This window comes from Ruminococcus sp. 8Y-12 (assembly GCF_058119865.1).
Map to the genome: position 1 here is coordinate 4,780,577 of NZ_CM176623.1, position 24,799 is coordinate 4,805,375.

23 protein-coding genes and 1 riboswitch are annotated in these 24,799 nt (G+C 48.3%); of the genes, 3 read left to right on the forward strand and 20 right to left on the reverse strand.

Annotated elements, in window-relative coordinates:
* Positions 1–14: 14 nt before the first annotated feature.
* The 10 genes from AC0THY_RS19410 to AC0THY_RS19455 all read right to left on the reverse strand — a co-directional run bounded on the left by AC0THY_RS19410 (position 15) and on the right by AC0THY_RS19455 (position 10,743).
* Complete coding sequence (locus tag AC0THY_RS19410) at positions 15–1,334, reverse strand: hemolysin family protein (protein ID WP_489992229.1); 1,320 nt, start codon at positions 1,332–1,334, stop codon at positions 15–17.
* A gap of 146 nt (positions 1,335–1,480) precedes the next feature.
* On the reverse strand, positions 1,481–2,248 hold the full coding sequence (phnX, locus tag AC0THY_RS19415; protein ID WP_489992230.1) for a phosphonoacetaldehyde hydrolase: 768 nt from the start codon (positions 2,246–2,248) through the stop codon (positions 1,481–1,483).
* Positions 2,220–3,341 (reverse strand): 2-aminoethylphosphonate--pyruvate transaminase, encoded by a 1,122-nt coding sequence (locus tag AC0THY_RS19420; protein ID WP_489992231.1) that lies wholly within the window; start codon positions 3,339–3,341, stop codon positions 2,220–2,222. The genes phnX and AC0THY_RS19420 overlap by 29 nt, the downstream gene beginning before the upstream one ends.
* Before the next feature lie 36 nt (positions 3,342–3,377).
* Positions 3,378–4,361: an extracellular solute-binding protein gene (locus tag AC0THY_RS19425; RefSeq protein ID WP_489992232.1), complete on the reverse strand. Its 984-nt coding sequence runs from the start codon at positions 4,359–4,361 to the stop codon at positions 3,378–3,380.
* Entirely contained in the window at positions 4,358–5,998 is a 1,641-nt protein-coding gene (locus AC0THY_RS19430) for an ABC transporter permease subunit (RefSeq protein WP_489992233.1), read from the reverse strand. The genes AC0THY_RS19425 and AC0THY_RS19430 overlap by 4 nt, the downstream gene beginning before the upstream one ends.
* 4 nt (positions 5,999–6,002) lie before the next feature.
* Positions 6,003–6,755, reverse strand: coding sequence for an ABC transporter ATP-binding protein (locus AC0THY_RS19435; protein ID WP_489992234.1), 753 nt, complete (start codon positions 6,753–6,755; stop codon positions 6,003–6,005).
* Positions 6,756–6,937: 182 nt separating this feature from the next.
* Positions 6,938–7,816 (reverse strand): MurR/RpiR family transcriptional regulator, encoded by an 879-nt coding sequence (locus AC0THY_RS19440; protein ID WP_489992235.1) that lies wholly within the window; start codon positions 7,814–7,816, stop codon positions 6,938–6,940.
* 170 nt (positions 7,817–7,986) lie between these two features.
* Entirely contained in the window at positions 7,987–9,339 is a 1,353-nt protein-coding gene (locus AC0THY_RS19445; protein WP_489992236.1) for an MATE family efflux transporter, read from the reverse strand.
* Positions 9,339–9,995 carry an HAD family hydrolase gene (locus AC0THY_RS19450; RefSeq protein WP_489994223.1) on the reverse strand — a complete coding sequence of 219 codons (657 nt, stop codon included), beginning with the start codon at positions 9,993–9,995 and terminating at the stop codon, positions 9,339–9,341. The genes AC0THY_RS19445 and AC0THY_RS19450 overlap by 1 nt, the downstream gene beginning before the upstream one ends.
* A gap of 22 nt (positions 9,996–10,017) precedes the next feature.
* The gene (locus tag AC0THY_RS19455) at positions 10,018–10,743 is read right to left on the reverse strand and encodes a DUF554 domain-containing protein (RefSeq protein ID WP_489992237.1); all 726 of its coding nucleotides are present in this window, start codon (positions 10,741–10,743) and stop codon (positions 10,018–10,020) included.
* Positions 10,744–10,934: 191 nt separating this feature from the next.
* Here AC0THY_RS19455 and AC0THY_RS19460 point away from each other — a divergent pair, with 191 nt between their 5' ends.
* Complete coding sequence (locus AC0THY_RS19460) at positions 10,935–11,534, forward strand: hypothetical protein (protein ID WP_489992238.1); 600 nt, start codon at positions 10,935–10,937, stop codon at positions 11,532–11,534.
* A gap of 267 nt (positions 11,535–11,801) precedes the next feature.
* Here AC0THY_RS19460 and AC0THY_RS19465 read toward each other — a convergent pair whose 3' ends face one another.
* The gene (locus tag AC0THY_RS19465) at positions 11,802–13,268 is read right to left on the reverse strand and encodes a sodium-dependent transporter (RefSeq protein ID WP_489992239.1); all 1,467 of its coding nucleotides are present in this window, start codon (positions 13,266–13,268) and stop codon (positions 11,802–11,804) included.
* A 119-nt stretch (positions 13,269–13,387) separates the two neighbouring features.
* Between AC0THY_RS19465 and AC0THY_RS19470 the strand changes: the two genes are divergently transcribed.
* Positions 13,388–14,344: a LysR family transcriptional regulator gene (locus AC0THY_RS19470; RefSeq protein ID WP_489992240.1), complete on the forward strand. Its 957-nt coding sequence runs from the start codon at positions 13,388–13,390 to the stop codon at positions 14,342–14,344.
* A 2-nt stretch (positions 14,345–14,346) separates the two neighbouring features.
* Here AC0THY_RS19470 and AC0THY_RS19475 read toward each other — a convergent pair whose 3' ends face one another.
* From AC0THY_RS19475 to AC0THY_RS19515, 9 genes are all read right to left on the reverse strand, one after another.
* Positions 14,347–14,850 (reverse strand): GreA/GreB family elongation factor, encoded by a 504-nt coding sequence (locus AC0THY_RS19475; protein ID WP_489992241.1) that lies wholly within the window; start codon positions 14,848–14,850, stop codon positions 14,347–14,349.
* A gap of 93 nt (positions 14,851–14,943) precedes the next feature.
* The gene (locus AC0THY_RS19480; protein ID WP_489992242.1) at positions 14,944–15,525 is read right to left on the reverse strand and encodes a M48 family metallopeptidase; all 582 of its coding nucleotides are present in this window, start codon (positions 15,523–15,525) and stop codon (positions 14,944–14,946) included.
* An 89-nt stretch (positions 15,526–15,614) separates the two neighbouring features.
* Positions 15,615–15,971, reverse strand: a complete 357-nt coding sequence (locus AC0THY_RS19485; RefSeq protein WP_489992243.1) for an arsenate reductase family protein — start codon at positions 15,969–15,971, stop codon at positions 15,615–15,617.
* 3 nt (positions 15,972–15,974) lie between these two features.
* Positions 15,975–16,958: a hypothetical protein gene (locus tag AC0THY_RS19490; RefSeq protein ID WP_489992244.1), complete on the reverse strand. Its 984-nt coding sequence runs from the start codon at positions 16,956–16,958 to the stop codon at positions 15,975–15,977.
* 255 nt (positions 16,959–17,213) lie between these two features.
* Positions 17,214–19,175 carry a fructose-1,6-bisphosphatase gene (locus AC0THY_RS19495; RefSeq protein WP_489992245.1) on the reverse strand — a complete coding sequence of 654 codons (1,962 nt, stop codon included), beginning with the start codon at positions 19,173–19,175 and terminating at the stop codon, positions 17,214–17,216.
* A 28-nt stretch (positions 19,176–19,203) separates the two neighbouring features.
* Positions 19,204–19,962, reverse strand: coding sequence for a 4-hydroxy-tetrahydrodipicolinate reductase (gene dapB, locus AC0THY_RS19500; protein ID WP_489992246.1), 759 nt, complete (start codon positions 19,960–19,962; stop codon positions 19,204–19,206).
* A 61-nt stretch (positions 19,963–20,023) separates the two neighbouring features.
* Positions 20,024–20,914 carry a 4-hydroxy-tetrahydrodipicolinate synthase gene (gene dapA, locus AC0THY_RS19505; protein ID WP_489992247.1) on the reverse strand — a complete coding sequence of 297 codons (891 nt, stop codon included), beginning with the start codon at positions 20,912–20,914 and terminating at the stop codon, positions 20,024–20,026.
* A 76-nt stretch (positions 20,915–20,990) separates the two neighbouring features.
* Positions 20,991–21,165: riboswitch (Lysine riboswitch) on the reverse strand.
* Positions 21,166–21,205: 40 nt separating this feature from the next.
* Positions 21,206–21,697, reverse strand: a complete 492-nt coding sequence (locus AC0THY_RS19510; protein WP_489992248.1) for a cob(I)yrinic acid a,c-diamide adenosyltransferase — start codon at positions 21,695–21,697, stop codon at positions 21,206–21,208.
* Between the two features lie 217 nt (positions 21,698–21,914).
* Complete coding sequence (locus AC0THY_RS19515) at positions 21,915–22,541, reverse strand: single-stranded DNA-binding protein (protein ID WP_489992249.1); 627 nt, start codon at positions 22,539–22,541, stop codon at positions 21,915–21,917.
* Positions 22,542–22,778: 237 nt separating this feature from the next.
* Between AC0THY_RS19515 and typA the strand changes: the two genes are divergently transcribed.
* On the forward strand, positions 22,779–24,599 hold the full coding sequence (gene typA, locus AC0THY_RS19520) for a translational GTPase TypA (protein WP_489992250.1): 1,821 nt from the start codon (positions 22,779–22,781) through the stop codon (positions 24,597–24,599).
* Positions 24,600–24,799 lie beyond the last annotated feature (200 nt).

The following is a 24,799-nucleotide window of genomic DNA, read 5'->3' on the forward strand; positions in this document are numbered from 1 at the left end:
TTTCTCCCCCCTCACTACTTTTCTGCTATGTGCAGTCTCACCTTCCGGATGCGTTTGTCCTTCACCTCCAGTAAAGTAAACTCGCTGTTCCCCACCAGTATAGGCTCCACCTTCTCGTCCGCCGGAATGTAGTCCAGTTTCTCAATCAGATATCCGGACAGGGTGTCATAGTTCTCTGTCTGAAGCTTCAGGTGCAGTTTCTCATTTAAGTCCTCCACCAGAACGCTGCCGTCCAGCTGATACGTGTGCTCATCCAGCTTGACAATCTCCTCCACCACAGGCTCGTGTTCGTCGGTCAGCTCTCCCATGATCTCCTCCACCAAGTCTTCGATGGTAACAATTCCGGAAAATCCGCCGTATTCATCAATCAAAATAGCCATCCTGTTTCTTGTGCGCTGCATTTCCCGAAACAGCTCATCCGTGTTTTTGCTGTCCGGTACACAGTAGGGCTCTTTGATCATCTTTCTCAGATCCATCTGGGAATATGCGGTTTTCCGCATCTCAATAAGGAAGTCCTTCATATGCAGGACTCCGATGATATTGTCAATGCTGCCCTCATACACTGGCACCCTGGAATGCCTGGATTCCAATATCCCATCGATCTGGTCCCCGAAAGGCTCCTCAATGTCCACCGCAAAAACCTCCCTGCGGGGCACCATAATGTCTCTTGCAATCTTATCATCAAAGGAGAAAATAGAATTGATCATCTCCTTCTCAATATCATTAAACACGCCGGCCTCGCTGCCGGTCTCCAGCATTGCCTTGATCTCCTCCTCCGTAACCGCTTCCTCCAGATTCTCCGTCTTCATGCCGATGAGATGCAGAAATCCGTTGGTAGATAGGGAAAGCAGCTTGATAAAGGGGGACAGCACCTTTGAAATCCCATAGATGGGCGTCACAACAAAAAGGCTGAATTGCTCCGCCTTCTGCAAAGCCACACGCTTGGGTACCAGTTCGCCGAATACCAGGGTAAAATAAGATAAGATAATCGTCACCACCACCACTGCAATCGTATTGCTGTAAGGAATGGAATACTTGCCCATCCACGCTCCGAAAACCTGAGAGATACCCGTCGCCGCTGAGGCACTGGAGAAAAATCCCGCCAGAGTGATGGCCACCTGAATGGTGGATAAAAATTTTGTAGAATCCTCAAATAAACTCAGAATCAGAATCGCCTTCTTGTTTCCGTCATCTGCAAGCTTCTTAATCTTGTTCTTGTTAACAGAAACCACGGCCATTTCTGCTCCCGCAAAAAAAGCGTTTATTAAGGTAAGAAAAACTAAGAAAAGTAATTGAAATAAAATCTGATTCCCGCCAGGGTCACCTGCGTCCATTGTAGTAATATCCTCCTCAAATTTAAATATGATAAAGAAGTATACCACTATACGCCTTTGTCCTTCAATCCACTTTATAGAAATTTAAGAATTTTCCCCATTTCGACCGGGTCATTTTTGAAAAATGACCCGGTCGAAATGGGAAATTATAGGATATCGGGCAGTTCTCCCAGGTTGAGTATCACATGATCCGCCCCAGCCTTCCGATAGATGTTTTCAACCCTCTCTATCTCAACCAGCCGTGCCTCTTCTGTCAACGCCTCATACTCCTTGCACGTCATCCCCATCTCTGAACTTCCCTCAACAACACCGATGGTACGCACCCCCGCATTTTTCCCTTCCCGGATATCGGAAACCGTGTCCCCAACCTTTACTACGCTCTCCACTGCACTGACTTTCAGCACTTCCATATTTTTAAAAATCATATAAGGGTACGGCCTCCCCATCTTTCCAGTGGAATCCGGGCTGAACCAGGCATCCGGTTCATATCCCGCTTTTTTGGCATTTCTGGTAACGATCTGCATCATATCATCCGTATATCCTGTGGTGGAACCAATCTTTACGCCCCGGTTTCTCAGCTCCTCCACCGTTTCCAGCACGTGCGGTTTGGGATCGGCATACTGGTCCAGGATTCCCATCAGCTTTACCTCAAACATCTGGTACATGGCAAGAACGTCCTCCTCGCCGGAATTCCTGCCCCATTGTTTTCTCCACAACTCCTGTATCCGTTCCATCTGCAGCATGGTCCGTATATGGTCAATCTTCAGCATCCCCATTGGCTTTCGCACTTCTTCCATTGTGGGGACAATCCCAAAGTGCTTAAACACCTCGGCAAAGGCCTGCACCGGCGCAAAACATCCGTAGTCAACCGTGGTTCCTGCCCAATCAAAAATGACAGCCTCTGTCTTTCTCATTTCCTGTTTTCCTCCAAAATTCTCTCATAATCTCACATAGCTTCTCAATGTCCTCCCGGTATATCTCCCCGATATTGCCCACCCGAAAGGTATCGGAAGTCGTAACCTTACCAGGATAAATGGCATATCCCCTCTCTTTTATGTACTGGTACATCTTCTGAAAGGAGAAGCTGTGCTGCTTTGGATAGTAAAAGGTGGTAATGATTGGTCCCTGATTCTTTAAAGGAATATACGTCTGGATACCCATCTCCTGCATTTTGGCGATCAACAACCGGTTATTGTCAAAATATCTTCTGCTCCTGGCAGAAATGCCCCCCTCTGCCTTAAGCTCCTCCATGGCTTTTGAAAACGCCAATACCACATGGGTGGGGGAGGTAAACCTCCATTTCCCGTCCACCTCCATAGTCTTCCACTGATCATACAGGTCCAGTGCCAGACTTCTGGCTTTTCCGGCGCTTTCCTCCAGTTTATCCCTCCTTGCTATGATAAAGGAGAAACCAGGCACACCCTGGATGCACTTGTTGGCGCTGCTGATAATAAAGTCAATTCCCCAGTCTTCCACCGGAATTTCCACACCGCCAAAGCTGCTCATAGCATCCACAATAAAAGTACACCCTGCTTCCTTCACCACTCTTCCAACACTTTCAATGTCATTTAGTATGCCGGAAGTCGTCTCGCTGTGCACCATGGCCACATGAGTAATTGCGGTGTCCCCTTTTAAGATTTCAGCCACTTTCTCCGGATCAGGAATCTGATCATACACCTGGTTATACACCACATAATTCAGCTTGGCATGCTCTGCAATGTCCGCCATCCGCTCACCGTAAGCTCCGTTTGCCACAATCAACAGCCTGTCCTTCTCACCTACCACGCTTGTGAGTACAGACTCCACCCCAAAGCTGCCGCTCCCCTGCATCAGCACTGCTGTGTAGGTTTCACTGCTGACTTTTGCCAATTCTAAAAGTTCTCTGCGTATCTTCTGTGTAATCTGCTTGTAATCATCATCCCAGGTACAGTGATCAAACATCATCTCCTGTTTTACTGTATCGGTTGTTGTCAATGGGCCTGGGGTTAAAAGTTTATAGTTGTTCATTCTCTGTTTCGCCTCCAATTTGTTTTATTCCATATTTCATTGTGGTTTGCAGCTCTCCGACAGCTCCTGGTGTTTTTTCAAAAGCTCTGCTGTGAGCGGCTCTGGAAATACTTTTGGATTTGCTGACTGATTGGCCTCATCCGCATTTTCACCTTCATAGATGGGGATTGGATAGGTACTCAGCAGCTCCTCTCTCCCGTTCTCAATGATGCACTCTGCCATGCGCATTGCCAGCTCATTTGTCTTTGCGCCTTTGTCCACCACTGCCACTGACTCAGTGAGCGTAAAATTCCCCTCTGCAGGGTCCACATAATCAATAGGAATCCCCTCAGCCTTGTCTGCCACAGCCTGATGTCTCAGTCCAAAACCAATGGCAACCTCACCGGCGCGCACCTTTTTAATGGGGCCGGAACCGGAATCCTCGATGTGGGGGCCTGCATTCTCATAGATACGGGACAGAATATTCTTTGCCTCATCCTCCCCGTACTCACTCACAAGAGCCTGTATAAGCAGCCATGCAGTTGAGGATGAGGATATATCTGTCACTGAAATCATGTCCTTATACTCCGGCTTCGCTAAATCCTGGATGGAACCGGGCATGGGCAGATTCTTCTCAGCCATCAGCTCCGTATTTACAATAATTGCCCCCTCCTGAGCAGTGATAGGCGTATAATAGGCCGGATACCCAGCAAGTGTCTTCGGAGAAAAATCCAGATCCAAAAACATCGTATTTTGTTCCTGGGCGCTTTCTATATAAAAAGAACTCATGGTAATCAGATCCGCCTCAACATTCGTTCCCTCCGCCATGAGTTTGCCGCCCAGCTCCGAGGTGCCAAAGGACTGGAGAAGATACTGATCTTTATAGCCATTTTGATCCAGCGCATTCTTCATGGCAGTCATGGCCTCGTCATCCGCATTGGAGTAGATTACAACCTGGTCCTTTTTTCCTTGACATCCGGTGAGTACAAGACTCCCCGTAAGCAGTATTCCGATTGCCAGTAACATAATTGTTTTTCTCATCTTTTTTTCTCCTTTTTTGCTTTCTTATTTGTGAAAAGGCCAAACAAAGCCTTTGCTGCCAGATTTGTAAATAATATCAGCAGAGACAGCACAAAAATCTCATTAAACTTGGCATAGTGCTGTAATTCCTTTATTTTTGTTGTGATTACCATAGTTCTGGCACCTGCAATAAAGATTACTGCGCTGATTGTCACCATAGCGTTCACGAAATAGTAACTGAACACCTCCAGAATGCTCGACACCGCATTGGGCGTCACCACTCTTACAATGGTCTTGATCCAGCTGTCCCCCATGAGCATAGCCGTTGTCTCCCAGGATGAATTCATCTTTGAGAGGGAATTCTTCATCATGAGATACGGGGTTGAAAAGAAGTGTACGATATTGCATATAATAATGAGGAAAAAGGTGTTTTGAAAATCAGTACCCGAAAAGGCAAACAAAAATGCCAGTCCGATCACCATTCCGGGGATCGTATTTGTCACCAGGGCAATTGCGTCCACCATCCCTTTCCCCTTATCCCCCAGTGTACTTCTGGCTGTAACCAGGGCTGCTCCATAGGCCGCCAAAGTTCCAAGTCCAGCTGTTAAAAAAGCTACGAGAAGGGAATTTTCATACACTGCCAGCAGCCCTCCATCGCTGAACACATTTTTTATGTTGTCCCAGGTAAAGTGCAGGTCATAAGGCCATTCTGAAACAAAGGGGATGACAAATATCACCGCAAATATGGAGAGCATCCCCAAAATTAGCAACACGCTGAAACTAGCGCAGCTGATATCCCGCACAGGACTTTTCTTCAGTTCCACCGTTGTTATTTTGGTGTATCGGATATTGTAGCGCTCCAAATAGCGGAGCACGCCGATGCTTACAACAGAGGGAATCAGCATGGTCACAGCCACTACTGAACCGCGTCCAAAGTCAGGCACACTGCCCAGCATCTCGTTGTACAGCACAGAGGCAACCACTTCATATTCCCCTCCCACAGAGGCTGGAATGCCAAAATCCGTAAAGCTCAGAAAAAAGCACTGTACAAAGGATGCCGCCAGAGTTCCCAAAAGAGGACGCACTACTGTAGTCAAAAATCCTCTGACTGCTCCATCCCCCATCACTCTGGACACAATCATATACTTCTTGTCAATATAGAGCATGGTATTGTGAATCAGCATAAAAGAGATGGGCAGGGTATAAATCACATATCCCAGCAGCAGTCCATTAAAACCGTAAATCTCAAATGGCTGTCCCCCCAGCAGCCGGGTCAGCAGACCCTGCTTTCCAAAAGAGTAGATAATGGCAAAGCCGTATGTAATCGTTGGCAAAAGCATGGGGATAAGAGCCGCCCCCCGTATAAATCTCTTCAAAGCTTTGGGCGCATTTGTATAGTGGATGGTGTAAGACAGCAAAAAGGCTGCTGCTGTGGTTACCAGAGAGCTGATTCCCGCTATACAGAAACTGTTCCTGAGCGCCTTAGCGAATCCCCTGCTTTGGTACACATCCAAGTAATTCTTCAGTGAAACGCCTGCCTCCCCCTGGAATGACTTAAATAGCAGCTGCACCACAGGCATTGCCAGAAAAACGGCAAATACTACCAGGATTATTGTGAAAATCACCTTTATCTCCGTATTTTTAATTTTCCACTTCATCCTTTCACACCGCCTGTGCCATAAAAAGAGAATAGATATTGTTTCTCTTGATCTCCAGCTGATTTAAAATAAACTGTCTCACAAACTCATTTCCCGGCGCTGTAATGATTTCCTCCGGCCTTCCGTACTGGGAAATGCTGCCCTCATTCACAATCAGCACCTTATCCGACAAGGTGAGGGCCTCCTCCGGATCATGGGTAACGATAATGGTGGTGAGATGGTATTCCCTCGCAATGGTTTTAATCCGCTCCTTGATGGATTCTTTAATCACACCATCCAGGGCGCTCAGGGGTTCATCCAAAAGCAAAATTCTGGGCTTCATCACCAGGGTTCTGGCCAGAGCCACCCTCTGCTTTTGACCGCCGGAGAGCTGTTCAATCTTTTTCTCCAGGTGTTCCTCCAGACCCAAAAGCCCAATCATCTCCTCAACTTCCTCCTTTGATGAGATCAGAGGTTTATTTTTCAGTCCATAGGTGATATTCTTATAGACATTCAGATTTGGAAAAAGAGCGTAGTCCTGAAAAACAATGTTAAAGCCTCTCTCCTCCATAGGAAGGAAGGTAATATCCGTATCATTGTAAATAATTCTGCCGTCATCCGCGCCGGTCAGCCCCAAAATCAAATTCAGCAGGGTTGTCTTGCCGCACCCTGACGGCCCCAGTATAGACACAATCTCTCCGTCCTCAATCTCCAGACTGATGTCTTTAAGCACAGTGGTGTTTCCAAAAGACTTTCTGATATGTTCCAGTCTCAGCATGTGTCTGACTCCTTTCATTCAATCAATTCATTTCCCCGAAACACCGCCATTATAGCAACTGCGTTTTTAAATAACAATAAAATCCATTTCAAAAGTGTGTAAACTCCTTGTAAAACAAGCACAAAAAACAGGAGGTAAACCTGTAGTTTTTCTACATTTTTACCTCCTGCATTCACAGTACCCTATTTATTCTCTTTCCCGTATGCCTTATCCCGTATAATACGGCTGTTTTCGTCCAGCCGCGCTGCGTACCGGTCGTAGTCGCTGGTCAGAACCCCCATGTAGATCATGTCCACGATCGCTGTCTGCGAAGTCCGGGAAAAAATCGCGTCCCCGTGCATAAACTGTTCATGGGTTGTGCAAAGGGAGAAATCCGCATACTTCCCAATCAGGGAGTCCCTGAAGTTCGTGATTACAATCGTGGCGGCCCCCCTCTGTCTGGCGATTCTCATCACATCCACCGTATCCCTTGAACATCCGGAGTAGGAGATTCCGATTGCCACATCCTCCTCTGTCAAACTGCCAGCGCAGATCCGCTGCAGATAGTAGTCTCCATAGTACCGGCAGTCCAGCCCCAGATAGAGCAGCTTGGTTGCCAGATCACTGGCCGGAGAGCCGGAGTTTTCCACCCCATAGACATCTATTCTCCTTCCTCCTTTGATCGCAGCTACCACCTGGGCAAACACATCGGTTGAGATGCACTTTAATGTACTCTCCAGCATCTCCATGCAGGTGGCAATGGCCTTGGCCGGAATGTCCTCCACTGTATCCTCCGAAAGAAGCGGAAAACCATACAGGCCGAAGTGGAACCGCCCCTCCTGCATGGCTTCCTGTGCGGCAATGGCATATTTAAACTCCTTCATTCCCCGGAATCCAATGGCGCGGATAAAGCGCAGCACCGTTGGCTGGCTTACTCCCGCCTGTTTCGCCAGCTCATCCAACGGCAGGTGCCCTGACTCCCTCATATGATTCAATACAAAATCCGCTGTTTTTTTCTCAGATGAGCGCAGAGACGCATATTTGCTCTTAATAACAAAAGAAAGTTCTTCTGACCGGTCCATTTTTCCTCCTGTAGTAAAACTACAAAAAATTGATTTCCTTTTTTTCTTCATTTTACACACATAAAAAATAATTGTAGTCAGGCAATTGTAAAATCTTTGTAAAACCAATTTCGACCGGGTCATTTTTCAATTTTGACCGGGTCATTTTTGAAAAATGACCCGGTCAAAATTTAAACTTTTGCCATAATCTTCTTAAACTTCCATGCAAACATTCCAAAAGTGGTGGTTGCCGCCAATATATCCGCCACCGGCTCTGCCAGAAATACCGCGAACACTTTATCCCCAAAGAAGTTCGGCAGTATAAAGATCAATGGAATCAGCAGTATAATCTTCCGCAGAAAAGCCAAAAACAGGGAAATCTTTGCCTCCCCCAGCGCGATGAAGGTCTGCTGGCAGGAAAACTGGACACCCAGCATAAACGCCCCGCCCATGTATATGCGGTTTGCCCATCCCGATATCTCTTTCAGCTCTGCATTCCCAGCAAAAATAGATGGAATCAGGGTAGGGATCAGCATATTCAGCGCCCAAAATCCGGTAGACACCACCACCGATATCCAGAACAACCTGAAAAATGCCTGCTTCACCCTGTCCAGCTTCCCAGCTCCATAGTTGAAGCTGACTATGGGCTGCGCCCCCTGGGCCAGTCCTTGAATAGGCAGTGACATCATTTGCATCACACTGCTCATGATGGTCATGGCACCCACAGCCATATCTCCCCCGAATTTCTGAAGGGATGTGTTAAAGCAGATATTCAGCAGACTCTCTGTGCTGGTCATGATAAATGGTGATACACCCAAAGCTAGCACTGGCAAAATCACGGATGCCCTCAGACGGATATTCCTTTTTTTCAGCCTCAAAACCGTCTTCCTTCCGGTTAAAAAATACATCACCCAGACCGCGGACACGCACTGGGACAAAATAGTGGCCAGTGCAGCCCCCTGAACGCCCATCCCCAGCACAAAGATAAAGACGGGGTCCAGCACAATGTTCACAATAGCGCCGATCAGTGTGGTCAGCATGCTGATTGTGGAGAATCCCTGGGCTGTGATAAATGGATTCATTCCCAAAGCGATCATCACAAAAAGAGTTCCCATCACATAGATGTTCATATACCCCTGGGCATATCCAATGGTATTCTCACTTGCACCGAAGAGATACAGCAGCGGCTTACCACAAATCAGAAATGCCGCTGTCAGCACCACAGCCAGCACAAGCAGCGCAGCAAAGCAGCCTCCCATGACGGTTTCTGCCCCTTCGTTTTCCTTTTTTCCCAGTTTCATGGATACCCTGGGAGCTCCACCCATACCGATCAGACTGCTGAATGCGGTTATAATCATGAGTATTGGAAAACATAGTCCCACCCCCGTCAGAGCCATTGCCCCGATGTCCGGTATATGGCCGATGTAAATCCGGTCTACAATATTGTAAAGCATATTGACCACCTGCGCGGTAATGGCTGGAAGAGCCATCTGGGCCAGCAGGGGTCCGATCTTTTTAGTCCCTAATAATTCATTCTGATTCATCACTTCTCCATCTCTTCTAAAAATTCTTTTACTTGCAAAAGACTGGGAAAACAGCCATACAGCATTGCTTTCACCGCATCATCGGGTTTGATCATATCCGGTACCATTATGGTTTTAAGCCCTGCCTCCCAGGCCGAACGGATGCCGTTTGGGGAGTCTTCAATGGCAATGGTTTTCCCCGGAGGCGCTCCCATCTGGCTGCATGCCAGTTGATAAATTTCTGGGTGGGGCTTGCTGTGCTTCACCATATCCCCGGTCACGATTTTCTGAAAATAGTCAATCAGCCCTGTCCTCTCCATATGTGAGCGCACGCTGCTCTCCTTCGTGGAGCTGGCAAGCCCGACTCGAAATCCCGCCTCTTGCAGAAAGTCCATCAGCTCATACACTCCCGGCTTTACCGGTATCCCGTCCCGGTCCGCAATCTCCCAGAAAATTCTGGAGGAATCACAACGGAAAGCTTCATATGGAAAATACATCCCATACTTTTTCATAAAATAAGCCCTGGTATCCCCCTCATTGAGCCCAATGCACTCCCTGATGGTTACCTGTATGTCCGATACCTGATGCAGCCTACCGCTCTCCTGCCACGCCTGTGCGCAGATCCGCTCTGTATCAATTAGCACCCCATCCATATCAAAAATCACGGTACTGACCATTCTTCTCAAAACCTTTCTTATACTATATTGTTAAGGGAATCACACTGTAAATCACCGCAAATACCAATGCTGGCAGCATATTCCCCACCCTGAACTTCTTATCAAAAGCCAGGTTTACACCCACGCAGAAAATGAGAACAGAACCCACAAGGGACAGGCTGGATATAGTCTGATCCGTCAAAACCGGTGCCAGCGCTCCGGCAAACATGGTGACGCTCCCCTGTAAGATCCCTACCGGAATTGCGGAGAAGATCGCACCTTTCCCCAGCGTTGACGCAAAAACCAAGACCAGAACACCGTCCAGCACTGCTTTGGAAAACAGCATGGAGGCATCTCCCGTAAGCCCGTCCTGCAATGCCCCTACAATGGCCATAGCCCCTACACAGATCACCAGCGAGGTAGTGACAAATCCCTCTACAAATCTGGGGTCATCCTTTCCCTTCACCTTACTTTTTATCCAAACACCAAACCGCTCCATCCACAGCTCAATGTTGATCCACTCTCCGGCCAAAGACCCCAAAACCAGGGAAAAAATCAGCATCATAGTTCCACCCGTCTCCAGGCCGCCCCCTGCCACTGAAAAAATCTCCTTCAAAGCCCCCGCTGCACCAATAAAAATAGTGGCAGCACCCAGGGCCTGCATCAGTATTTCCTGATACCGTGTCTTAAGCCCTTCTTTCAAAAACATGCCAACACCGCCGCCCAAAATAACGGCAGCCACATTCACAATGGTTCCCAGTCCTTTCATTTTTCTCCGCCCTTTCAAACCCATGTTAATAACTATATCATAAGGCCTTTTTCCTTTCAATAATGATTGTCATTTCTATATTTTGTAAAGTTATCTTAATATTTTCTTATTATCTCGTAATAAAATTGACATATTTTACGGAGTGCGTTACAATAAAACAGTACAAATTAAGAAGATTGGAGGGCAACACAATGAAGAGATATAGAAAGTTCATGGCTGCTATGGCTCTGGGACTGGTCTGCATCCTCTCCCTCTCGGCCTGCAAAGGAAAAGGGAGCGAGACGGAAAAGAAGACAGAGGCTTCCACTGAGCAAACAGAAACAAAACAAACCGAGGCGAAACAGACCGAGACAAAGCAGACAGAAACACAGAAGCAGACAGAGACCCAGAAACCGTCCGAAGCACAGTCTGAGTCCCAGAAGGATACACAATCTGACTCCTCACAGGGTACCTCCAGCGCCGGGGAAGAGCGGTATTTTTACGATTCGTCGGGAAACACCATAACAACCACACAGAACAGCAGCGGTGACTGGGTAGATAAGAATGGAACGGTCTACACTTTCTACGAAAACGGCGTAAAAGACAGCAATGGGACGGATTTCTTCTATGATCCTCCCGCTTCGGGACAGGGCACAGATGACGGCAGCGTTGTGGAGCTTTACCGTAACGATGGCACCCTGGTAAAGCTGACCCAGAATGCAAACGGAAGCTGGGCAGATGAAAACGGTATTACCTATACTTTATCAGATGACGGCGCTACCGATTCCAACGGCGCATTCCATCCCTGGTAATACTATGAACGCCAGCTGCTCCGTGCTAATGGTACTCTCGCAGCTGCCGCCAGTATTCGCACCCCAATGATTTCATTGCAAAGAGCTGAATGTGACAGCCCCGTCACTGATTCAGCTCTTTTTTATATATCATAGGAAAGTCCTCTGAACTTTCCTATGATACCAAAAAACGCTCCGCTGGGATCGCACAGCGGCGGAAAGGAATTATGTCGCTAAAGCGACCCGCCGCAGGCGGAGAATCCTGCAAGCGGGATTCTTTTTTATTCCTTATGATTGACTGCTCTTTCTTTTTCCCGTCAGCCAAACGATCATCCCCAGAAACGCCACTGCAATGGCCATCCAGATTCCAAGCATCACATTTCCCTTATCCCTAAACATATCATAGTACCCTTTCAGGTAAATCACCACCACAATCCAGGGCAGAATATAAGTCATATAAAAACGCACCTTTTGCGGAAAGGAGATTCCATGACCGGTATTTGCCTCCTGCATAAAATTTTGCCAGCCCCATCCATTCCTATGAGTACAAAACAGCAGATAAACTACAGAACCCAGGGGAAGAATGTTGTTGGACACCAGGAAATCCTCCAGATCCATGATATTCGTTCCTGTTCCCAGAGGCTGTACGCCTGAAATCACATTAAAGCCCAGTATACATGGAATACTCAGTACTGCAATAGCCGCAATATTGACGCATACCGTCTTTTTTCTGCTCCATCCGAACATATCCATGCCAAAGGATACGATATTTTCAAATACCCCTACAATGGTGGACAGGGCAGCAAAGAAGAGGAATAGAAAGAAAAGAGATCCCCAAACTCTTCCCCCAGCCATGCGGCTGAAGATGTTGGGCAAAGTCAGAAACACCAGCCCCGGTCCGGCATCGGGCTCCACCTGATAGGCAAAGCAGGCCGGAATGACAATCAGTCCGGCCATCAGGGCCACAAAGGTGTCCAGTAACACCACGCTGAGTCCCTCCCCGGTGAGAGAACGTTTTTTATCCAGATAGCTTCCAAAGATCGCCATACCGCCCATACCGATGCTCAGTGTGAAGAAGGCCTGGCTCATGGCCCCAAAGACCACATTTCCAATCCCATTCTCCGCCATGCGTTTAAAATCCGGTATTAGATAAAAACGGATTCCCTCTGATGAACCGCTTAAAGTCACCGAGCGCACAGCCAGCACAACCATGATCCCCAAAAGGCAGAGCATGGTAACCTTCATGATTTTTTCCACTCCCTTCTGCAGTCCAATGCTGCAGATGCCAAAGGCCAGGCAGATGACTACAAAGGTCCAGAACATCAATGTGGACGGACTCTCCAGCATCCCTGAAAACCCCTGCTGAATCCTGGCTGAGTCCGCAGCTGCAAACTCTCCGCCTGCCATACGGAAACAGTAGTAGAGCATCCATCCCCCCACCATGGTATAAAACATTACCAGCAAATAATTGCCTGCAATGGCAAACCACTTCATTCCATGCCATCTGGTATGTTCCGGCTCCAGCACATCAAAGGATCTGGCAATGCTCTTTTGGCTGGCCCTGCCCACACTGTACTCACACACAATGATCGGCATTCCCAGAAGCACCAGAAAGACCAGATAGAGGAGAATAAAGGCCGCTCCCCCGTATTTTCCAGCCATATAAGGAAATTTCCACACATTCCCCAATCCGATGGCACAGCCTGCGGACACCAGAATAAATCCCAGTCTGGAACCAAAGTGTTCTCGATTCATACAAAATACCCCCAAATTCTTTCTTGATAAAACTCTGGAACCAGTATATCATGAAATAAACAATTTGAATAATTGATATATTCGAATGATTCCATCATTTATTTTGATAGGAGGTTTCTATGGAATTACGAACTCTGGCCACCTTCATACGCGTGGCCCAACTGCGCAGTTTTTCCCAGGCTGCCAGAGAGACTGGCTACTCCCAGTCCGCTGTGTCGACCCAGATCGGCCAGCTGGAGAGGGAGCTTGGAACTCCGCTCTTTGACCGGGTAGGGCGCACAGTCTCCCTTACCCAGCAGGGGCAGATATTTCTGGAACATGCCCAAAATCTGGTCCGCATGTCTGAGACCGCAAAAAAGTCAGTGCAGCATACTCCCCTGGAATCCGGAGAACTGCGCATCGCCATGGCGGAATCTCTGAGCATCTCTCTGTTTCCGTCCATACTCACGGAATATCGCAGACGCTTTCCCCAGGTGAACATCATCCTGCGCACAGGGGGAACAGATGACATGTTCCGAATGCTGGCGCAGAATGAAGCAGACTTAATCTACACGCTGGACCGCAGAATCTACCAGTCCGACCTGGTGATAGTTCAGGATAAGCCCGAGCCCGTGTGCTTCACAGCCCTTCCGGGCCACCCTCTGGCGCAGATGCCCGGGCTGTCTCTATCCCAGCTGGTGTCTCTGCCCTTTCTCCTCACAGAAAAGCACATGAGTTACCGCATGCAGTTGGACCATATCCTGGCCTCCCGGGGCCTGGAGTTGACCCCCTGCCTGGAACTTGGAAACACGGAGATGATTAAGCAGTTTGTTCTGGACGGCATGGGGCTGTCCCTGCTCCCTCTATTTGTGGTGGAAAGAGAATTGGCAGCCGGTGACTTAGTCGCACTGAATGTCACCGACTGCCCTATCGAAATCTGGCGCCAGCTCATTTACCACAAAGGCAAATGGGTCACTCCTGCCATGCAGGCCATGTTTGATCTGATCACTGACATCAAGGCAGAGCCCCCCCTGGAAGCAGCCCGTTCAGAGCGCACCTGCAATAATAAGCCCCATATCCGGCAAAGGCTCACGTGAAATTAAAAGCTCCGTATCCGGTCAGTGCCTTCCTCCCCAGTCTTTTCAATGGATTTGATCCTGATATAGTAGGAGAAATTCTCATTAACCCTCACCTCCACCCGGTCCCCGATTCTGTGCCTGAGGATGGCCTTTCCAATGGGGGACTCTGTGCTGATCAGCCCCTCCAGGGAATTCCCCCGGATGCTGGTCACCACGCGGTAAGTCTCCGTCTCATCCTCGTCCTCGATGTAGATCTGTACCGTATCATTAATTCCCACCTCGTCCTCCCCGGACTCATCGGAGACAATCTGCGCAGTCCTCAGCATCCTCTCCAGATAGCGAATCCTGCTCTCATTCTTATTCTTATCCTTCTTGGCTGCATAGTACTCAAAATTCTCACTCAGATCCCCCTGAGCTCTGGCCTCTTTCACTGCCTCAATGGCCTCCTTGCGGACCACCAGTTTCCGGTACTCAATCTCCTCCTGGATCTTCTTTACATCACTTTTGGTCAGTTGTTCCCGCATCCTTCTACTCCTCCAACTCTCTTCTTAATTTTTCTGCCGCTCACAAAAGCAGGTACCTTTCCCTGCCGTACCTTCCCGTCTGCTTTCCAAACTTCACGCATCCGGCTGCACCCGGCTCAGTTCCCCGCCGTGTACCTTCAGCCATCTCCTGTGCTCACGGTATTCCGGCAAAATCTCCTCCACACAGTCCCAAAACTCTGCGGAGTGGTTCATATGCTTTAAGTGACACAGCTCGTGCACTACCACATAGTCCAACACTTCACCGGGCGCCATGACCAGGCGCCAGTTAAAGTTCAAATTCTTCCTGCTGCTGCAGCTCCCCCAGAGCGTCTTCTGATCCTTAATGCGAATTCTGCCATACGTCACCCCCATCTTCCCGGCATAAACTGCCACACGGCGGGGAATGTGCTGCTCTGCCATCCCTCTGTAAGCCTCATACTTCTTTTCGGGGATGGTCAGATCAGAGGTCCTGGCATCCAATGCCTGCAACTGCCTGCTCTTTCTGACAATCCAATCCGCCTTTTCCGCCACCAGATCTCTCAGCCGCTGACAAGGGATTCCTCCGGATGCCCGCACCTCCACCTGAAAAGGGGCTTTTAAAGTCAGCCCTACCGTTCTCCTGCGGCTGCGGACAATATGATATTCAATCTGCTCACCCCTGTACTCTATCTGCATCCTTGCCCCTCCTGGCATTATGTAAGAAGAAAATGCACAAGCTGCTCAATCATGAGGAACTTGTGCACTCTGCACTTCAGACTTACTTCTTAAAACAGTTTTTCTTCCCACTCTTTTTCCTTAAAGCCTGTCAGTACGAAATCTGTCCCCACAATCAGGGGCCTCTTTACCAGCATTCCATCTGTGGAGAGCAGCTGATACTGCTCCTCCTCACTCATCCCAGGAAGCTTATCTTTCAGCTGAAGGCTCTTGTACAGCATACCGCTGGTATTGAAGAAACGCTTCAGGGGCAGCCCGCTTCTCTGGTGCCACTCTTTTAGTTCCTCTGCCGTGGGGTTGTCCTCCTTTATGTGTCTGTCCTCATAGGCTATTCCATGCAGATCCAGCCATTTTTTCGCTTTCTGGCAGGTGGTGCATTTGGGATACTCTACAAACAATACGCTCATCGCTTACTCTCCTTTTTCTGAATCCGTCTCTGTCTGTGTCTCGCTTACGGATTCCGACTCTGATTCCGACTCTGATTCCGATTCTGATTCCGATTCTGTCCCGCTCTTCGATGTCTGCCTCTTTGGCTTTTCCTTCTTAACTTTTTCCGCGTCAGCTGTGTCATTCTGTACAGAGATCACATTCATCTGATCCGTGTCTGCCCCGGACACCTCCCCGGTGTAAGAGACCACCACTTTGGTTCCCCTGGTCATGCCCTTTGCAAAATACATTCGGACATTGGCAATCTTAAAGGTCAGTTTCTCTTCCTCCTCTGTGACAATGGTCATTTCCCCCATGGCCACATGTTCCACAGCTCCCCTCAGCTCTTTGGCCGGTTCCTGGGACTCTGACTCTTCTTCGGTTTCCTCCGGGTCCGCATCCTCCGGATTCTCTGACTCTGGATTCTCTAAATCCGAGTTTTCTGCCTCCGGGTCCATATCTGATCCAGTTCCGCTTTCCGGCTCCTCCTCAGAGCCTTCCCGGCTCTCGGATTCCGTCTCGCTCTCCTGATCCCCAGGTATCACTTTTACGTCTGCGGAGTCCGCCACCCGGGCCACCTTTACCTCCCCGGCAGTGCTGTCTTTTTCTACGATCTCGCCTGTATATTCCACAGACACCAGGTTTCCCACCCGGAATCCGTTTCGGAAATCCAGCTCAGAATCCCGGATTGATAAGATCACTTCATTTCCATTATCCGTCAGAACCGTGATCTGATCCATATCTATCTCTTCCATGGAGCCAATAATCGTATTGGTCTGCTGCGCTTCGGTTTCTTTTTCTGTCTCGGTCTCCGTCTCTGATTCCGTCTCCGTCTCGCTCTTTGTTTCTGTCTCCACTTTCACTGACTGTTTCTCTGTCTCCGTGGCGATTGTCTGAGGGCTGCTCTGACATCCGATCATGGAAAGGCCAAGCAGCAGGGCAGCTGCAAAGCATACTCTTTTTTTCATCTGTACTCTCCTCCTCATCAATACTGTGCATCCGCCTTGATTATAGCTTTTCAATGATTCAAATACAACTGACTTCATGAAATTTTCACAATTTTATTCCGCGCCCGGTTACTGTTCACTCGTTCACAGTAACATGCATAAATCCATGCAAAATCGCCTTCGGCGATGGGATTTATGCACTCTTGAATCATTTTCTTACAGTCTGCGCAGTATATGCTCAGACCTGAGTGAATAGTAACCACACCTGGTATCTTGTCAAATCTTTTCTATAATCTTACCTGTGCGGTAAGCTTCCACAAGCCGTTCCAGCTCTGTGATGCTCTCCCGCAGTTCTTTTCCGATATCCGTATCGGCCACCGTTCTGCGGCGCATCACGCGCTCCACCACCATGCTCTCAGAGTGGATATCCGTCTCCTTTGCAATAGCCTCCTCAAGGGAGACAAAGGGCTCGTGGGCCACCAGCCTCATCCCGTAGGAATTGTATACCAGGGTATACCCGGCAATTCCTGTCACCTTTTGATAAGCCTTGGAGAAACCACCGTCAATGATCAGCAGCTTGCCGTTGCACTTTAAGGGTGTCTCCCCCTTGGAGACCTTCACTGGCATGTGCCCGTTGACAATATGGGATTCGTTAACGTCCAGTCCAAACTCCTCCAGGATCTGATTCACGGTGCCCTCCTGTTCAATATACCGGTAGTAAGGATTTTTCTCCTCATGGTGGGTTTTAGGATCTTTGACCAGATACCGCTCCAGGGTCGTCATCTTGTCCTTGCCGAATACCGGTGAATTGCCGTTGCACCATATGTACCAGAGAATGTCCTGCCCCTTTGAGCGCTCCTCCAGATCCAGCTGTGAATAGTAGCCCTTTCTGGCATACACCTCCAGAATGTCGTACAGTGCCTTCCCGCTGTATTCCCTGCCAAAGACATTCACCTTCCGGAAGCTTCCGTCCTCATTCAAGGGAACGCATCCGTGATACAGCAGATTTCCATTAAACACTTTATAGAGGCTTCCATTAGAGAACAGGAAACGCACGTGGCGCTGCAGCTTCTCACACTTTTCAAAAGCAGACTGTATCCGCTCCATCACCTCTTCCTCCTCCAAAGAGAGGGCATAGGGGTCTGAGGGGTCAATGGTGGGGAAATTGGTATCCTCCAATGGATACTCCTCCCCCTCCACCAGAATAGTCCCCCGCTCCAGATCCATCTTATCCAGCATCAGCCTGTCTTCCATGCCAAACTCGGGTCTGCGCCTGATGATCTGGCCCTCCAGCTTAAACTGGATGACAGCGATAGCCTTCTGAATCCTTCTGTCCCACTCCAGATCCTTTGTGTTATACTCATCTGCATTGTAATTGATTTTAAAGCAGCTGCACTTGTCATCCCCGTATGTATTCATTGCCAGGTTTGCCAGGGGTATTAGATTGATACCATACCCCTCCTCCAGCATATCCAGGTTCCCGTATCTGGCCGCAATCCGGATCACATTGGCTATACTGGCCTGGTGGCCCGCAGCCGCTCCCATCCATGTGACATCATGGTTGCCCCACTGGATGTCCACAGAGTGATACTGCATCAGCCTGTCCATGATAATGTGCGGACCAGGTCCCCTGTCATAGATATCCCCCACAATGTGAATATGGTCAATGACCAGCCTCTGGATCAGATTGCTCATGGCAATAATAAAGTCCTTAGCACTTCCAATCCGGATGATGGTGCTGATAATGGAGTTATAATAAGCCTCCTTATCCTGCACCTCCTCCTTTTCTGTGATCAGCTCTTCAATGACGTAGGCAAAGTCCTTGGGAAGCGCTTTGCGCACTTTGGAGCGGGTATATTTGGATGACACTCTCTTACAGATCTGGATCAGCCTGTGCAGGGTGATTTTATACCAGTCCTCCAGATTATCCTCTGTCTTTTCCACCATATCCAACTTGCGCTTTGGGTAATAAACTAAAGTAGCCAGGCTTTTTTTGTCCCGGCTACTCAGTGTGTTTCCAAATTCTTCATCAATTTTTCTGCGCACAGAACCTGACCCATTCTTCAGAACATGGAGAAACTGTTCGTACTCTCCGTGAATGTCCGTCATAAAATGCTCGGTTCCTTTTGGAAGGTTTAAAATAGACTGGAGGTTGATAATCTCTGTGGAGGCAGAGGCAATGGTTGGATACAGCTTTGCCAGGCTCTTCAGATACTTGATTTCATACTCCTGATCCATAAATTAATTCCTCCTCGAATCGTTCTTGTCAAGCGTTGATCACATCGCTCATATCATAAAATCCAGGGCCTTTGCCAGCCAGGAATTTTGCGGCCTGAATGGCCCCCTTTCCGAAGACAGCCTTGGAATAAGCTGTGTGCTTAAAGGTGATCACCTCATCCGTGCCTGCGAAAATGACCTCATGCTCTCCCACGATATTTCCACCTCTCACAGCCACCACGCCGATTTCCTTTTCATCTCTGGCTTTGCGCTCCTGACTGCGGTCAAAGGTATAAGTGTAGGAATTTCCAAGCGCCTCGTTCAGGCTGTCAGCCATAGCAAGAGCTGTCCCGCTGGGCGCATCCACCTTGTGTCTGTGGTGCTTCTCCACGATTTCCATGTCAAATCCAGCCGGGGCCAGCACCTTGGCTGCCTCTTGCAGCAGTTTCAGCAAAGTGTTGACGCCCAGGGACATGTTCGCAGATTTCAAAACTGCCACCTGTCTTGAAGTATCCTGTATTTTCTGTACCTGCTCAGGGCTGAGTCCTGTAGTGCAGACCACAACCGGCACCTTTTTCTCTGTACAGTAATCAAGCAGATCATCCTCCGCCTTTGGGGACGCAAAATCAATTATGGCATCCGCCTCCACATCACAGTCCCAGATGCTTTTAAATACTGGATACCCGTTGTCCCTGTTGTCATACAGATCGATTCCCGCAACGATCTGGGCCTCCTGGTCCTCTTTTACCAGCTGCGAAATCACCTGGCCCATATGCCCGTTACACCCATGCATTATTATCCTTACCATATCTCTACTCCTTATCTGCTGGTATTTCTCCGTTTTCTCTGCTCACGGGGAAGGCGTAGCTCTATTTCAGCTTCAGTCCGAAGTCCACCATCTCCCTGGCCAGCTTCTCAGCATTGGCCTCCTCCATCTCGGTCAGCGGCCCTCTCAAGGGTCCGGCTTCCCTGCCCATGAGGTTTAAAGCCTTTTTCACAGGAATGGGATTTACCTCACTGAAGAGTGCGTTAATCAAAGGCAGCGCCTTTAACTGCAGCGCGCAGCTCTCACGCACCTTGCCCTCCATAAACAGCTCCACAATATCATGGGTCTGCTGGGGTGCAATGTTTGAGAGTACAGAGATAACACCCTTGCCGCCCAATGACATCAAAGGAACAATCTGGTCATCATTTCCGGAGTATAAGTCAATACATCCATCCGCCAACTGCATAAGCTTTGCAACCTGTGATATATTTCCGCTTGCCTCCTTGATAGCCACAATGTTCTCCACGTTTTTAGCCAGATACACCGCTGTCTCCGGAGTTATATTGCAACCTGTCCTGCTGGGCACATTGTAAAGGATAATGGGCACCTTTACAGAGCTTGCGATCTCGGTGTAGTGGGCGATCAGGCCCTTCTGTGTAGCTTTATTGTAATAGGGGGTCACCAAAAGCAGGGCATCCGCTCCGTACTTCTCCGCCTCAACAGACAGGTATACTGCTGTTTCCGTGCTGTTGGAACCTGTTCCCGCAATCACAGGTATCCTCTTTGCGACTTTATCCACCGCATACTTGATCACATCCAGATGCTCCTCATGTGAAAGCGTGGAAGACTCTCCGGTAGTTCCGCAGATAATGATGGCATCCGTGGAATTGGCAATCTGCTCCTCCAAAAGTTCCCCTAATTTTTCGTAATTTACCTCTCCATTTTCCTTCATTGGTGTAACAATGGCAACACCTGCGCCTGTGAAAATAGCCATATCTTTTCCTCCTTAAAAATAAGAGCAGACCAATGAGAGTCTGCCCTAAAGAATCGTGATACACGATAGTTTTCTTTCTTCAGGTAGCTCCCCATCGTAATACGATGACAGTCATACAGTTATTCACTGTATGCCCAAGCATGCAGTTACAGGTACTGCATCTTTCGGCGTTCTCCCCTTTCCCCCGCATTCCACTGTGCCTGAACACATCCAGCGGGTTACTGATGAAAAACGCAACCTCTACTCAAAACTATTTAGTTGTTTTAACTATAGCATTATTAAAAAACCTTGTCAATGATTCTTTTTCGTTACCATTTCTGTCACCACATCGGCCAGGTCCCAAAATTCTCTTCCTTCATAAATGCCCGTTAAAATCAATTCCGTGTCATCATGTTTTGCTTCCAACAGCCCACGGATTTCAGAAGCGCCGGCAATGCCGTGCTCCACAAGCCCCAGCACCTCGTCCAGGATCAGTACATCGCACTCTTCTGTAACCAACACCTTTCTGGCAAAATTCAGAGCGTTTCTCAGATTCTGAATCTCTTCCTGCCGCTCTTCTTCCGACAGGCTGTCAAAAGACTTTTCTGTCTTTTCAAACCGGAAAACCTTGATCTCCGGTTCCAGACGCCTGATAAAGCCGATATCATCCCTCTGCTTCTCCTTCAGAAATTGGATGATAATCACAGATTTCCCTTCGCTGGCTGCCCGGATTGCCTGCCCAATAGCAGAAGTTGTCTTACCTCTTCCTTCACCGAATATAATATGCACTAAGCCTTTATCCATAACGCACCTCTCAATTTTCAACGCCTGCTTACAATTTCTTAATATTACTACAAACTGGCGGAAAATGCAATATTCATTCTGAACTGTCTCGTACCGAATCGTAACAGTTCAGGCAGGTGTGCGCATTTACTGCGCATACCGTAAGAACATGATTCAAGAGTGCATAAATCCCATCGCCCCAGGCGCTTTTAATGGATTTATGCAGTAACAGTTATATTTATTCGATATATTCCAGCTTGCTCACGGAAACCTCGTATGCGGTGCGTTTCTCTGTGAGATCGCCCTCCAGCTTCTTCATATAATCCCTGCTCTGAATTCTTCCCCACACCTGAACGTGCCCCCCGACATCAAAGCTGGAGGCAAATCTGGCATTTCTACCCCAACATATGCAGGGAATATAGTCCGATTTCCCATAAGGCCTGTTTACCGCAATCAACATATCTGCAATCTCCCTCCCCAGGGGTGTCTTGCGGTAAACAGGTGCTTTACAGATATACCCATCCAAAAAGATCTGATTGGTCTTCATTCTGTCATTTTCTTCTTCCACAAAGCTGACCTCTCTGGCAAACACAGACAGTACCAGCCTGTTCTTCTTTTCTTCGTGCCTGTTATAGGAGCGGAACTGTCCTGCAATCTGTATGTACTCTCCCTGAAAATCCTGTGTAACATCAATCAGTCGCTCGGACACCATCACTGGTATTCTGTCATAAGAATCGCTTAAGCGCTTTACCAAAATGTCCAGCATGTAAAATCCCTCTCCAAAGACCTCGTGACTGAACACGAACTCTGATGCAATTTGTCCCATAATGGATACCTGATTGTTTTCAATAACCTTATCTGCCATGAATAATTGTTCTCCCTTCTTCTTACGAAGTATCTCTTTTCGTATTTGGTATATAAATATGTTTATGACGTCTCTTTCTCTCTTAGAACTATTTTTTTCAAATTTTTCAAAAAATACCTGAAATATTGAAAACCCCTTGTAATCTTGTGAAAATGTGATAAACTGTATAAGTTAAAATCACACCATACTTAGATATAAGAAGATATACCCTTAAGAAGAAAGAGAGAAATCCAATTTATGAAAAGAGAAGATGTTCGTAATATTGCAATTATTGCCCACGTAGACCACGGTAAAACCACGCTGGTGGATGAGCTGCTAAAACAAAGCGGTGTATTTCGTGCCAACCAGGAGGTTGTGGAGCGCGTTATGGACTCCAACGATATCGAACGCGAACGCGGTATAACAATTTTATCAAAAAACACGGCAGTATTCTACAAAAATACGAAAATCAATATAATTGATACTCCAGGACACGCAGATTTCGGCGGCGAGGTCGAACGTGTATTAAAAATGGTGAACGGCGTTATCCTGGTAGTGGACGCATTTGAGGGTTCCATGCCCCAGACTAAATTTGTTTTAAGAAAAGCGCTGGAGCTGGATCTGCCAGTTATAGTGTGCATAAATAAAATTGACCGCCCTGAAGCCCGCCCTGATGAGGTCATCGATGAAGTTCTGGAGCTGCTGATGGATCTGGATGCTTCTTCTGCCCAGTTAGACTGCCCCTTCCTGTTTGCCTCTGCGAAAAACGGCTACGCTGTCCGCAATATGGATGATGAGCCCAGGGATATGATTCCTCTGTTTGAAACCATATTAGAGTATATCCCCGCACCGGAAGGCGACGAGTCAGCCGGCACTCAAGTGTTGATCAGCACCATAGACTACAATGAGTATGTAGGCCGTATTGGCGTTGGCAAAGTGGACAATGGTACCATCAGAGTAAACCAGGATTGCGTACTTGTCAATCACCATGAGATCGACAAACAAAAAAAAGTGAAAATAAGTAAGCTATATGAGTTCGATGGACTAAATAAAATGGAGGTCCAGGAGGCCACTGTAGGCTCAATTGTAGCTATCTCAGGGATCGCAGACCTCCACATAGGAGATACCCTGTGCTCCCCGGAGCACGTGGAGGCCATTCCCTTCCAAAAAATATCCGAACCCACCATTGCAATGCACTTTATTGTAAATGACAGCCCTCTGGCCGGAAAGGAAGGCAAATTCATTACCTCCCGCCACCTGCGCGACCGCCTGTTCCGGGAGCTGAACACAGATGTGAGCCTGCGCGTGGAGGAGACGGAGACCACAGAGGCTTTTAAGGTTTCCGGCCGCGGTGAACTGCACCTCTCTGTTTTGATAGAGAATATGCGCCGTGAGGGCTATGAATTTGCGGTCAGCAAAGCAGAGGTGCTCTACCACACGGACGAGAGAGGCAGGAAGCTGGAGCCTATGGAGATTGCATACGTGGATGTCCCTGAAGAGTTTTCCGGCAGTGTTATCCAGAAGCTGAGCCTCCGAAAAGGTGAGCTTCAGGGAATGAGCATGGCCAGCGGGGGTTATACCCGGCTGGAGTTTTCCATCCCCTCCAGAGGCCTGATTGGATATCGGGGTGAGTTTATGACCGACACCAAGGGAAATGGAATCTTAAATACTATTTTTGACGACTACGGCCCCTACAAGGGAGATATCCAGTACCGCAAGCAGGGTTCCCTGATTGCCTTTGAGTCCGGAGAATCCGTGGCCTACGGTCTGTTCAATGCCCAGGACCGGGGCACTCTCTTTATCGGACCGGGTGAAAAGGTGTACTCCGGTATGGTTATCGGCCAGAGCGGAAAGACGGAAGATATTGAGCTGAATGTGTGCAAGAGCAAGCATTTGACCAATACCAGAGCCTCCGGTTCCGACGATGCACTGAAGCTCACCACACCCAAGGTCCTGAGCCTGGAGGAGGCTCTGGAGTTTATTGATACGGACGAGCTTTTGGAAATCACGCCAAAGAGCCTGCGCATCCGCAAAAAGATATTGGATCCTACTATGAGAAAGCGCGCAAATAGAAAATAATGTATAAGGTCAAAAGCCATTTTCCGGTTATTGTTTGGAAAATGGCTTTTTGGATGGCAGGTCCCAGGTCCGACAGGTCAGGTATGTTACTGGCTGTGGCGGACGCTTCCTCCGGCGCAGGGCTATGCTTCGTGGACGCGTGCAACATTCCGATGAACTCTCTGCTAACTACAACTAAGACGCTCAGGAAAGCCTTCGCG